Consider the following 12,149-nt stretch of genomic DNA (forward strand, 5'->3'; position numbering starts at 1 on the left):
ATGCTATCAAGACCTGATCGAGTGGCTTCTGAACCTCTCCCTTGAGTATTTGAATATAAACCTTGAGTATCTGGACCTTGTGGACGAGTATCTGAACTTCGACCGTGAGTATTTGAATACCGTGGTTGAGTCTCAGAGCCTCGTGAACGAATATCAGAGTCTCAACGTTGAGTATTTGAGTCTCGTGGTCGAGTATTTGAATATCGTGGACGAGTATTTGAATATCGTGGACGAGTATTTGAATATCGTGGACGAGTCTCAGAGTCTCAACGTTGAGTATTTGAGTCTGGTGGTTGAGCCTCAGAGCCTCGTGAACAAACCTCTCCCCTGCTCCCTACTGAGATGGAATAGAGCTGCGGGCAGGATGCCCACTCTACTGATATGGAATAGACGGGCGGGCAGGATGCCCACTCTACTGATATTGAATAGAGCTGCGGGCAGGATGCCGACTCTACTGAGATGGAATAGAGCTGCGGGCAGGATGCCTACTCTACTGATATTGATCACACGGGCGGGCAGGATGCCCACTGTACTGAATATGGAATAGAGCTGCGGGCAGGATGCCGACTCTACTGAGATGGAATAGACGGGCGGGCAGGATGCCGACTCTACTGAGATGGAATAGAGCTGCGGGCAGGATGCCCACTCTACTGAGATGGAATAGAGCTGCGGGCAGGATGCCGACTCTACTGAGATGGAATAGAGCTGCGGGCAGGATGCCCACTCTACTGAATATGGAATAGAGCTGTGGGCAGGATGCCGACTCTACTGATATGGAATAGACGGGCGGGCAGGATGCCCACTCTACTTCTAACTTCTGACTTCTAACTTCAGACTTCTGACTTCTTAGAAATGCTATAATCTATGAGGTTTTATATGAAGATTGATAAATCCAGGGTGCTTTAAATAAGTCTATTTTTTGAATAACTATTGTAGAGCAGTGGATGGCAATGGCTGACAATACATCTGATAGCCAAGTTGACTTTCTCTTAGAGGTGCTACAAGCAATTGCAGACAGTAATGGTGATCAGCAGGTAGTTGAGAAATTACTGGAAGCAAATATCGACAAACTTAATCAGACTTTAGCAGAAAAATTGCGGGCTTGGGCAACAAGTAAGCTGGTGGAAGCGGAAGCAGATCAAGCAAAATACGTAGCAGCAGTTATTTTCCTTTTCAGCAATCTAATTCAGCAATTCCCCTTGGGTGAAAAAGCCAGCACTATTGAAATTGCCATTACTGGCTATGAAGTCGCACTAACTGTTTTCAGCCGTGAAGCATTTCCTAGTAATTGGGCAAATACACAATATAATCTCGGTATTACTTACCGTAACCGAATAAAAGGAGAGAAAGCACAGAATATAGAACAAGCGATCGCTTGCTATCAATTAGCTTTAGAAGTACGCACCCGTGAAGCTTTTCCTATTGATTGGGCAATGACTCAATTCAGCCTTGGTATTGCTTACTATTACAGAATAAAAGGTCAGAAGGCAGAAAACATAGAAGAAGAGATCGCTTGCTACAAATTAGCTTTAGGAGTATGCACCCGTGAAGGTTTTCCTGAATATTGGGCAAATACTAAATTCCACCTTGGGCTTGCTTACTATTACAGAATAAAAGGAGAGAAAGCACAGAATATAGAAGAAGCGATCGCTTGTTACCAACAGGCTCTAAGAGTCAGAACCTTTGAGGCATTTCCTTATGATTGGGCATTGACACAAAATAATCTCGGTAATGCTTACTGTAACCGAATAAAATGGGATAAAACACAGAATATAGAAAAAGCGATCGCTTGTTTACAACAGGCTCTTAGAGTTTTCACCCGTGAGGCTTTTCCTGAAAAATGGGCATCGACACAAACTAATCTCGGTCTTACTTATAAAGACCGAATAAAAGGGGATAAAGCACAGAATATTGAAGAAGAGATCGCTTGTTTCCAACAGGCTCTAAGAGTCAGAACCTTTGAGGCATTTCCTTATGATTGGGCATCCACACAAAATAATCTCGGTGTTGCTTACAAGAACCGAATAAAAGGTCAGAAAGCACAGAATATAGAAGAGGCCATCGCTTGTTTCCAAGAAGCTCTAAGAGTCAGCACCTTTGAGGCATTTCCTGAAAAATGGGCATTGACACAAACTAATCTCGGTGCTGCTTACGGTGAGCGAATCAAAGGTGAGAAAGCAGAGAATATAGAAGAAGCCATCGCTTGTTTACAACAGGCTCTAAGAGTCAGAACCTTTGAGGCATTTCCTTATGATTGGGCAACGACACAATATAATCTCGGTAATGCTTACGGTGACAGAATCATAGGTCATAAGGCACAAAACCTAGAAAAAGCCATCGCTTGCTACCAATTGGCTTTAGAAGTACGCACCCGTGAGGCTTTTCCCGAAGACCATGCTGACACTTTGTTCCAACTAGGGATAGCTTACCAAGACAGTCAGCAGTCTCTCTTAGCTTACACAACCTTTAACTCTGCCATTGCTACGGTAGAATCTTTGCAGGAGGAAATGGTTTCTGGAGAGGAAAGCAAGCGCAGACACCGTGAAAAATGGAACAAACTTTATAGGATAATGGTAGAAGTTTGCGTAGACTTAGGTAAGATTACTGAAGCACTGGATTATGCTGAACAAAGCAAAAATCGCTATATAGTTGAAGAGATTATCAGCCGTGAATTGAAAAGCATCTTTCCTGCAAATGTTGTCACTAAACTAAAAAAATACAGAAATAAAATAGCCAGAGGTCAAAAGCAAATTCACAATGGCAAAGCTAAAAAAACAACAGCTTTAGCAAAACGTATTCAAGGATTGCGACAGCAGCATAATGAATTAAAAAACCGCTATTTCCCCATTGCTTCTGGCTTTCAGTTTGAGCAATTTCAGAACAAGTTGGATCACCACACTGCCATTGTCGAGTTTTACATTACACGGAATAAGCTGGTCACGTTCGTCTTCACCCGTAATCTAGTTTGGTATTCTCAGTTAAAAGACTTAGATAAATTGGTAGATTGGGCAAATGGATATTTAAAAGCCTACTCCACCAAAAAATACCATTACGAAAAGCACCTTACTACCCGTCTACATTCCCTGGCACAAATTTTACTCATTGATGACATCATTCAGCAAATCCCCCCAGAGTGCGATCGCTTAATTTTAATCCCCCATCGGTTTTTACATTTATTCCCCCTTCATGCCTTACCGATTACCAGTCAGCAGGGAGAAGGTAACCCTAAAATTATCATGGAGCGGTTTCCAGCAGGGGTAAGTTACGCCCCTAGCTGTCAACTACTGCAACTTGTTCAAACCAGAAAACGCCCAGAAGAGTTTACCCACCTGTTTGCGGTTCAAAACCCCAGTGGTGATTTAGATTACACTCCTATCGAGGTAGACGTAGTTAAAGGCTACTTCAATCCCCCACCAGATACAGAAATTCTTGTGGAAAACGCTGCTACCAAAGCTGCTATAGATAGCAAAGCTTTCAACAGTTACCACTGTTTACATTTTAGCTGTCACGGTTACTTTAATTACCAAGAACCACGAAAATCCGCTCTAATTCTGGCCAATGCCCATAAATCGACCTCTGCTGAACCCAATTCGGAGCGCTATTTACGGATAAGTGAGGAGGAAGTATTTGACCTAGAGAAATGTCTGACTATCGATCAAGTCTTTGACCTACAATTAAAACAATGTCGCCTGGTCACCCTTTCTGCTTGTGAAACAGGATTGATTGATTACACCAACATCAGCGATGAATACATTGGGTTACCCAGTGGTTTCCTAGTGGCGGGGAGTCCAGCAGTGGTTAGTAGCTTGTGGAAGGTAAACGATTTATCGACAGCATTGTTAATGATTAAATTTTATGATAATTTGCTAAACTCCCAAATGTCCTTAGCAGTTGCTCTTAACCAAGCCCAACTCTGGCTGCGGGATGTAACAAAGGAAAATTTATTACTCTGGATTGAAAGCTTATCTATAAAGAGTTATCAAAAGCGGCGTTTGAGTGCTCCCCTTTTGAAGAATGATGATTTTAAGTATCTAAGACCCAGCGATAAGCCTTTTGAAAAACCTTACCATTGGGCAGCATTTTGTGCAATTGGTCAATAGGAGTTAAAACTATGAAACCTGAGATTCAAGAAATAGGAAATTTTATCAAGCTAATCAACAGCCAACCAGATATTTTTTCTGAACAGGATCGTAATGAACTGGAAGCGATAATTACTCCGCTATCTAATCATGATGTGGAGGGACTATTAGATAAGATTGAGAACTGGTGTAAATCTAATCCAGTTATTGACGATGCTCTAAATGTTTTAGTGGGTAGTCAACCAATTCGTGAAAAAGGAATTGGAGGCACTGTCGCCACTCCTGAAGCCAAAGCTGACTATGAAAAGAACGTGAAAGAAGAACTACTCAATGCCCTCCGCAAGAGTTCTACGGAAGAAACCGAAAAACCCAACACTCCCAAAGGCTGATGACTGACAGCGCCTTGCGAATCAAAAACCCCAGCGTCACCCTTTATGCCTTCCATCTGTGCCAAGACTTAAGTCAAGAACCGGGAAAGTTCCGACAGGATGCGGATCAGTTGTGGCAACACTGTGCTCAGCTCAGCGAACCCCTAGCTATCCCAGACCTGAAATCTTTACCTGAAAAATTACAATCCCCTCCCAGCCAAACCGCGATCGCAAGCCGTTACATAGAACTATTACCTGATCATGGTCGCTTAACCTATACTGCACCACTGCAAATAGAAGGCTCTGCCCTAACAGTAGAGGTCTATCCCGTTAAAATTCATGACACCTATGCCCTTGACCTAACTCTGTATTACCAAAATGTCACCGTTCCAGCCAGTCAATTTAGTCGGTTAAATCCCCAAGGGTGCCTCCTAGCCAGCAATATTCAACCTTCTTTGGGACAAACCTTAGTGCTCTATGGGGAACCAGTGGGCACTCCCGAGGAGGATAGAAAGTTAGCCGATGCCTGTGTGGATGCTTTTTTCCAGGGAACCGACCAAAAACCCGAACTTAGCGCATCTGGGCACTTATTTGGTAGCCCAATTTTTGCCTATGACAACGGTAAAGAGAAACCAACGGAGCAATGTCACCTTCTGGTCTGGTTAAACCGTCACCCAGAAACCTTAAACCTGGTTGAAAAGACGTCTTTGTCATTGTTCAATCTATTGTGCTGTCGCAGTAAAATCCTGTTTGCTTATGATCAAGCCCGTTGGTGTTATCGTCAAACTAGAGGACTCTATGGGCAACTCGAAGAAGAGGTTAAAGGCTTCAAGGAATTGCCAAGGGATCCAGAAACAAGGCTAGAGCAACTGAAGCAGAAACTGACTGAGATGCCACTAAAGACCTTTGACTATGCTGGTTATCTGCGAGACATGGAGGATCACAAAACTGCGATCGCTACCAATGCCAGCAACTATGACACATGGCTGAAAAAAATCAGTGAATATAGTCTCGAAGACGATAATATCGAGTTTTTAGAAGACTTCCTCCATCAAAGAACCAAGCAGTTTCAAAATCAGATTCAAACCAACCTCAATTATCTCAAACCGGGTCAGCAACTATTTGACCAGATGCTTGGTAGTATCCGAGGCATTGTAGAAATTGACCAGGCAGAAAGGGATCGCGCTTTGGAAAAAGCCTTAAGAGATAAGGAGAAGGCTGATCAAGCCCGAGAAAAAAGTTTAGAACGTTGGATTGCTTCGGTCGGTATTGGTTTAGCGGTCAGTGGTATTTCTTCCCAAACCGATGCTAAACCTCTAGAAGCGATCTTGATTAAACTAAACCCCAATGTATCGATAGAAAAGTGCCCTAGAGCTGAACTCCAGCCTTGCTTGACTTACACTTTCTGGTTTGTGCTATTTCATGTTTTGGTTGGTGTTGGATTTGGTGCGGTCACTGCGTTAATTTTGGGTCGAATTATGCATCGGGGAGGAGGGAACAGGGAATAGGGAGCAGGGAGCAGGGAGCAGGGAGCAGGGAGTTTTTCTTGCTCAATAAACAGAAAGTTTTTAGCTTGTAGGGTGGGCAAAAACCGTTTGGTTCTTGTGAGAATTCTAGAGCCATTAACTTTGCCCACCCTACTTTTAGATCTGGTGGGCAAATGCCCTTTGGTTATTGTGAGAATTCTAGAGCCATTAACTTTGCCCACCCTACTTTTAGATCTGGTGGGCAAATGCCGCGAAGTTTGTTCAACTCAAAACCAACCGTTGTTGCTTAAGTAGTTGCTGCTGCTGCCAGAGGGATTCAACTTCTGCCTGTAAGTGAAGGTACTTTACTTGCTGGTCAACCCCATAAACTGATGTCATCAATTTCTTCACCTGGGGGTCAGCAGTGACAACAGAACGGGAATTGCTCTGCCAGTGGGCATTGGATAAATCTGTCATATGATCGGAAGAAGTTAACATCTTTATACTAAGTATTTTTGCTTGCTAAAAACTCCACGTAATTGTATACCAAATTTCCATCACATGCTAACTATACTTGGAACCCCCACACCCCACACCCTACACCCCACGCCCCACACCTGAGGTCTTTGTAAAAAACCTACCCTTATGAGATCTCCCCATCTCCCCACACTTCCCAGCCTCCCTGTAATTATGGGTATTCAACCTGACTTGATATTAATCATTCCACTAAGGAGACAGTCATGATGCAGCCTGTTGTTCTTAACCTAGAGAGAGTCAACCTAAGCGATCAACAATTCCACAATCTATGTCAGGCGAATCAAAATCTACAACTTGAGCGTAATGCCAAAGGAGAGCTAATCATCATGCCACCTGTAGGCGGATGTAGCGGAAATCGAGAAGCAAGTCTAATCAGTCTGTTGTGGTTATGGAATAATCAAACCAAACTAGGTCAAGTGTTTAGCTCCTCAACTATTTTTCGCTTACCCAATGGAGGAGATCGATCCCCTGATGCTGCTTGGATCAGGCTAGACCGTTGGGAAAGTTTAACCCCTGAACAACAGGAGGGATTTCCCCCCATTTGTCCGGACTTTGTAATTGAACTACGGTCTCGCACTGATTCCCTCAAGCCTCTACAGGAAAAGATGCAAGAATATTTGAACAGTGGTTTATGTTTAGGCTGGTTAATTAACCCCCAGAGCAAAGAGGTTGAAATATATCGTCCCAATCAAGCTGTTGAAACTGCTAAATTTCCTGTTACTTTGTCAGGGGAAACTATTCTGCCTAACTTTGAGTTAGCTTTGCCGCTTTAAATGACCTCAGTAGGTTAGTAACTGCGGAATCATCCTTTCTCAAACAATCGGCTTACTCAAGCTAGACAAATCGTCTAGCTCAGTTTGTTCTGGCAACTCATCAAAAATTGTTAGTCTAGTGGGTTTGCAGCGTTTGAGAGTTACTATAATGCCTTGAGCTCCTTCATCTTCTAAGTCTTCAATGTATCCATATTTGGCAGCCTGAGCCTCCTGCTGGTTAACAAAGGGTCCAAAGTAGTAGGTACACTTGGGGGTTTCGGTGATGATTTCCACCCAAAACGCTAACCCTAAGACGTCGAAGATTTTGATTAAGGCTTCTTTCATGAAATCTACCTAGTTTCAAGGATAATCTCTGTTAATTTAATCGGCTTTTAAACCTTTTTATCCTCCATTTACTTTAGTTTTATTGTTTTACAATCTGTTCATTGGAAGTACTATCGATATACAGTAAATCTGACCAACGCTGCCGATAGGTTTCATATAACACCATAGCAGTTGCTGCTGAGGCATTGAGGCTAGGGGTCTTACCCTGTAATGGAATTGAAATTAACATGTCACAGCAGCTTTGTGACCTTAGGCTTAAACCATTCCCCTCTGAACCTATTACTAATACTACTGAACCAGTCAAATCAACTTTGTGTAAAAGTTTACCAGTGCCAGCAGCAGTTCCGTAAATCCAAAAGCCCGCAGTTTTCAACTGCTCTAGGGCATTACTGAGATTGACAACTCTGGCAATAGGAAAGGTTTCTAGAGCTCCTGCTGCCACTTTCCTCACAGTTGAGGTGACACCAACAGCTCGACGTTGGGGTATTACTAAGCCTTGAGCCCCTAGAGCTTCTGCCGTACGAATAATCGCCCCTAAATTTTGAGGATCATTAATGCCATCACAAGCCAATAAAACTGGCTGCTCAGTTGCCCATTTTGCTTTGTCAATTAAGTCATTTAAATCTATGTAGTTGTAAGATGCTATTTGAGCTGCCACACCCTGATGGTTACCACCTTTAGTAATTTGGCTCAGGCGTTTTGGTGCTACTTCATCAATTACTGTACCGTTGGCCTTGGCTTGAACCAGTAAGGAGTGAAAGCGAGGATCGTAACGCAGCTGGGAAATAATCCAAACTCGGTTTAGCTGGTGCTGGTTTTGGAGAGCTGCTATAACTGAATGACGCCCGTAGATTAAGTCACTCTCTTCTTCTGTGCTACTTACAAGTTTTGACTTAGGGTACCCATGCTGCTTCGGCTGAGTTTCCTCGGAGTGATGGGAATGTTTTGCCCGTGGCTTTCTAGAGTGGTAGTTCTTTCGAGGGGGTTTCCCGTTCTTTTGAGAATTGCCTGGGGTCGAAGGAGATAATTTTTTATTCTCACCTTGCCGATCAGAGGACTTCCCTAACTTGATCTGGCCAGAAGCATCAGAGGAGGAATCAGAGGAGGGGTTTTGATTAGCCATAATAGAATAAGGGTTTATGGGCTGTCGAGTTTTAGATGAGCCAATAACTGGGTCAACCGTTGAGTATCAGTAAGGTAGAGGTATCCCAGTAAGGTTTCTAAGCTACTAGCTTGTTGATAGATTTCTCGATTGAGACGCCGGGGGGTCTTTGTGGCAGCATTCCGTCCGCGCCGTAAAACGTCTTTTTCAGAAGCAGTTAGGTAAGGTTCAAGCGATCGCAAAATCTTAGCTTGGCTTTCTGCTCTCACATGAGCCACTACCTGGTTATGATAGTCACAGATTCGCCTCGGTGGTAGCAGATAGTGGGTTCGGATGTAAAGTTCATAAACAGCATCTCCTATATATGCCAAGGATGCTGGGGAAATCTGTTGAATTTTGGCAATTTGATCAACTTTCGCCATGAATTGCCTAAATCGAAACTCTGTCCACAATACTATAGAGTCAGTTCCACCGCCATGGCTATCCTCTTCCAAGGGGTCTAATTGTGCATCTGTTTGAGCCATCTTTGGGGTATCACGGTCTTTTGTTTATTAGAGCAAATTTGACATCCTTCCACAATTTCTGCTTCGAGTATTCAATACATTGACTAAAAGGCAAGTTAATCACACTCAACTCTCACCGATTCCCCACTGCTGAGAAAGTGATGGCGGGTTTTGTCCCCGCCATCACCAACGATTTTGTCATTTACCCTTGACGTTCTCCTCAGCTACCGCCAGAGAATCTTGCAGGGAGAGAAATTTTTCTAGGCGCACTAGTTTCACAGTTTGAGTCACCCGGGGATTGGTCACGACTTGTAGACTTCCTTTAGCAGTTTGAGCTTTCTTTACTAGCTGCACCAAAGCACCCAAACCAGAGCTATCGACAAAATCAATTTTAGATAAGTCCAGAATAATATGCGCTGGACCTTCATCAATACATTTGCCAATAACGTTACGGAGAGTAGATTCCGAAAAGGCATCTAGCAATCCAGTAAGGCGGAAAATTTGATAATTTGACTCGACTTGGCGAGTGCCCCTTAAACTGACTGTAAGGGTTAGTTGTTCAGGAATAACACCCTCCTAGATATAGCTGATAAATATCAATAATTTAATACTTCTACTGTCAAGTTGACTACTGTGACAGTAGATTGATGACTTGGCTACCGTTGATACACGCGCCCTATCACCATACCTTTTTTTGTTGGTTAGCACCTCAAGGGGCTAAAACAACGTCAATATTAGATTATACAACAGTATCAGAGTAATGGGGGTAGGGTAACCGGGTGTAGCGGTAGGGTAAAATTAAGCCAGCCGCAATTGTAACCGATTAATTATAACTGAAGCAGATTTCTTGGTTTGCTGGCAATGCAGGGGTTATTCTATAGCCCCACACCCGCTCACCCTACAGTTGGGGTTTGGCATTGACTATTGGGCGCTATGCTCCTGGGTCGCCGCTACGCGAACGCATCAGCTCGACAAACTGCTGAAATAAATAGTCAGCATCGTGAGGACCAGGACTAGCCTCTGGGTGATACTGTACTGAGAAGAACGGTAAGGATTTGTGACGCAACCCTGCCACAGTGCGGTCATTGAGATTTAGGTGAGTAACTTCCACCTCCGTGCCTAAGGTATCGGGATCAATAGCAAAACCATGGTTTTGGCTAGTAATTTCCACCATTTGCTGCAAACCGGCTGGGTGATTCAAACCTCGGTGACCAAATTTAAGTTTAAAGGTCTGGGCTCCTAGGGCAAGACCAAGAATCTGATGTCCCATGCAGATGCCAAAAATAGGTTGCTGACGCTCCAATAAGGCTTTGGTGGTTGAGATGCCTTCGAGTACTACCGCCGGATCCCCTGGTCCATTGGACAGAAATATCCCATCGGGATTATACTTAGCAATTTCTTCTGGCGGTGTATTAGCAGGGACGACAATTACCCGACAATTGTAGCTCGCTAGACGCTTGAGAATATTACGTTTAATCCCAAAATCGATCGCAACAACTGTCAAAGGCTTGTCCTTTTCCACTCCATCAACCCCAGGACCGAACTCCCAATTGGCTTCCGTAGGATCAGACCATTGGTAAACCTTGTGAGTGCTCACTTCTTTAACTAGATTTAATCCTGCCATACTCGGAGCCCCTTGCACTTCGGACAATAATTCAGCGGAGTCAAGGATTTCTGTGGAAATGGCACCGTTTATCGCACCAATGGAGCGTATTTTGCGGGTTAATGCCCTTGTATCTATGCCGTAAATTCCTGGGATGTTGTGTTCCGCAAGATAATCGGGCAAGGACTGGGTAGAGCGCCAGTTACTGGGCCGGTAGCAGATGTTACGGGCAATTGCCCCTCGGATTTGAGGATGAGCAGATTCTTGATCGGAGGGGTTAACACCAGTATTGCCTAATTCTGGATAGGTGAAGGTCACAATTTGACCGCAGTAGCTGGGGTCTGTCACCACCTCTTGATAACCCGTCATGGCAGTGTTAAACACTACTTCACCAATGGTTGTACCAGTCGCTCCGAAAGACCAGCCTTGGTAAGTTGTGCCATCAGCGAGAACTAGCAGAGCTGGATGAGCCGTTGAGATAGTCATTTTATGTCAAGTAAACCCTTTTCTTTAAGCTTAGGATTGAAGCGAATTTCAGTCTTTACCCCTCGGGATTCTAGCTCATCTTTAATTTTAGCTTCAACTCTCCGAGCAATTTTCTTGAGAATCTTAATTTTTGCTAATTCCTCACTTTGCTCATAGTCTAATTGCTCTGCTTCAGTCATTGTCACTTTAGCATCAATGGGCTGGATCCACAGATTTTCCTGCTCTCCATTTCCCACCGGGATCACACCATTATCTTCAATCCATGCCTTACGAATCGTTTCTAATCGACTCCGGTCAGGTTTTTCAATCGTTTCTACTTTTAGCCAATAGCAGGAGTGATGCTGACGAACTAAATGTTGTTTGATGCTGATATATACATCTCGGGAATAATTCACAAATTTCAGCGTTTTATCTTGGTCAAAAATTGCGTATACACCAATCTTTTTTTGTAAAAATTCTGGTATATTTCCCGTTTCATCCAGATAGGGAATAAATTCTAAATCCTTCAGAGATGGAATTTGATTATCAGAGGTGAGCATGGGATGGGATTAAAAAATAAGATTAAAAACTAAATTTTATTGAAATTTGCGATAAATCCCACACAGGCGACTGGGATTAAAGATTTTGGCTTTGAACATGAAGTTAGGAGGTACATTAATGATGATATAATCATCAGATTCTTGATACTGCTCATATTCCGCTGGCATTCCCTTAGGGGTTGAAGTGGTGTAGGGAACTGGTTTAAACAGTAATTCAGTAAACTCAACCCTTTCAGCTTGAGCCGCTTCAGCTACTTGAGCCAAGAAGTTTTCCCCGGTTAGTAAAGCAAATAACTGGTCTCGGGCTTCTGGAGCTAGGACAAAACTGCTATCGAACTTGTTAATTATCTTGAGGCGAACCATAAGTCA

General features: G+C 43.4%; 13 protein-coding genes. 5 read left to right on the forward strand and 8 right to left on the reverse strand.

Features of this window, described 5'->3' with window-relative positions; translation table 11 throughout:
• Nucleotides 1-49 precede the first annotated feature (49 nt).
• The 4 genes from F6K64_RS06245 (at nucleotide 50) to F6K64_RS06260 (ending at nucleotide 5,955) form a co-directional block, all read left to right on the forward strand.
• Nucleotides 50-547 (forward strand): hypothetical protein, encoded by a 498-nt coding sequence (locus tag F6K64_RS06245; protein WP_287265095.1) that lies wholly within the window; start codon nucleotides 50-52, stop codon nucleotides 545-547.
• 397 nt (nucleotides 548-944) lie between these two features.
• Entirely contained in the window at nucleotides 945-4,100 is a 3,156-nt protein-coding gene (locus F6K64_RS06250) for a CHAT domain-containing protein (protein WP_502708031.1), read from the forward strand.
• An 11-nt stretch (nucleotides 4,101-4,111) separates the two neighbouring features.
• Entirely contained in the window at nucleotides 4,112-4,468 is a 357-nt protein-coding gene (locus F6K64_RS06255) for a hypothetical protein (RefSeq protein WP_008179790.1), read from the forward strand.
• Nucleotides 4,468-5,955 (forward strand): hypothetical protein, encoded by a 1,488-nt coding sequence (locus tag F6K64_RS06260; RefSeq protein ID WP_287265097.1) that lies wholly within the window; start codon nucleotides 4,468-4,470, stop codon nucleotides 5,953-5,955. Before F6K64_RS06255 ends, F6K64_RS06260 begins: the two co-directional genes overlap by 1 nt.
• Before the next feature lie 240 nt (nucleotides 5,956-6,195).
• Here F6K64_RS06260 and F6K64_RS06265 read toward each other — a convergent pair whose 3' ends face one another.
• Nucleotides 6,196-6,390: a hypothetical protein gene (locus F6K64_RS06265; RefSeq protein ID WP_008179787.1), complete on the reverse strand. Its 195-nt coding sequence runs from the start codon at nucleotides 6,388-6,390 to the stop codon at nucleotides 6,196-6,198.
• Between the two features lie 266 nt (nucleotides 6,391-6,656).
• On the opposite strand from F6K64_RS06265, the gene F6K64_RS06270 reads away from it, so the two are divergent.
• Nucleotides 6,657-7,223 (forward strand): Uma2 family endonuclease, encoded by a 567-nt coding sequence (locus F6K64_RS06270; RefSeq protein WP_044492281.1) that lies wholly within the window; start codon nucleotides 6,657-6,659, stop codon nucleotides 7,221-7,223.
• 39 nt (nucleotides 7,224-7,262) lie between these two features.
• Here F6K64_RS06270 and F6K64_RS06275 read toward each other — a convergent pair whose 3' ends face one another.
• The 7 genes from F6K64_RS06275 to F6K64_RS06305 all read right to left on the reverse strand — a co-directional run bounded on the left by F6K64_RS06275 (nucleotide 7,263) and on the right by F6K64_RS06305 (nucleotide 12,143).
• Nucleotides 7,263-7,547 (reverse strand): DUF1816 domain-containing protein, encoded by a 285-nt coding sequence (locus F6K64_RS06275; protein ID WP_008179783.1) that lies wholly within the window; start codon nucleotides 7,545-7,547, stop codon nucleotides 7,263-7,265.
• Nucleotides 7,548-7,626: 79 nt separating this feature from the next.
• Nucleotides 7,627-8,670, reverse strand: a complete 1,044-nt coding sequence (gene rlmB, locus F6K64_RS06280) for a 23S rRNA (guanosine(2251)-2'-O)-methyltransferase RlmB (RefSeq protein ID WP_008179781.1) — start codon at nucleotides 8,668-8,670, stop codon at nucleotides 7,627-7,629.
• Nucleotides 8,671-8,684: 14 nt separating this feature from the next.
• Nucleotides 8,685-9,173, reverse strand: a complete 489-nt coding sequence (locus tag F6K64_RS06285; protein WP_008179779.1) for a Mini-ribonuclease 3 — start codon at nucleotides 9,171-9,173, stop codon at nucleotides 8,685-8,687.
• 177 nt (nucleotides 9,174-9,350) lie between these two features.
• Nucleotides 9,351-9,719: an STAS domain-containing protein gene (locus F6K64_RS06290; protein WP_044492280.1), complete on the reverse strand. Its 369-nt coding sequence runs from the start codon at nucleotides 9,717-9,719 to the stop codon at nucleotides 9,351-9,353.
• A gap of 364 nt (nucleotides 9,720-10,083) precedes the next feature.
• Nucleotides 10,084-11,241: a glutamine-hydrolyzing carbamoyl-phosphate synthase small subunit gene (gene carA / locus F6K64_RS06295; protein ID WP_008179774.1), complete on the reverse strand. Its 1,158-nt coding sequence runs from the start codon at nucleotides 11,239-11,241 to the stop codon at nucleotides 10,084-10,086.
• On the reverse strand, nucleotides 11,238-11,780 hold the full coding sequence (locus F6K64_RS06300; RefSeq protein WP_008179772.1) for a GIY-YIG nuclease family protein: 543 nt from the start codon (nucleotides 11,778-11,780) through the stop codon (nucleotides 11,238-11,240). Before F6K64_RS06300 ends, carA begins: the two co-directional genes overlap by 4 nt.
• Before the next feature lie 36 nt (nucleotides 11,781-11,816).
• A complete protein-coding gene (locus tag F6K64_RS06305) occupies nucleotides 11,817-12,143 on the reverse strand; it encodes a hypothetical protein (RefSeq protein WP_008179770.1) in 327 nt (108 codons plus the stop codon).
• Between the last annotated feature and the right edge of the window lie 6 nt (nucleotides 12,144-12,149).

The sequence above is a fragment of the Moorena sp. SIO3A2 genome (assembly GCF_010672265.1).
GTDB classification, from domain to species: domain Bacteria; phylum Cyanobacteriota; class Cyanobacteriia; order Cyanobacteriales; family Coleofasciculaceae; genus Moorena; species Moorena producens.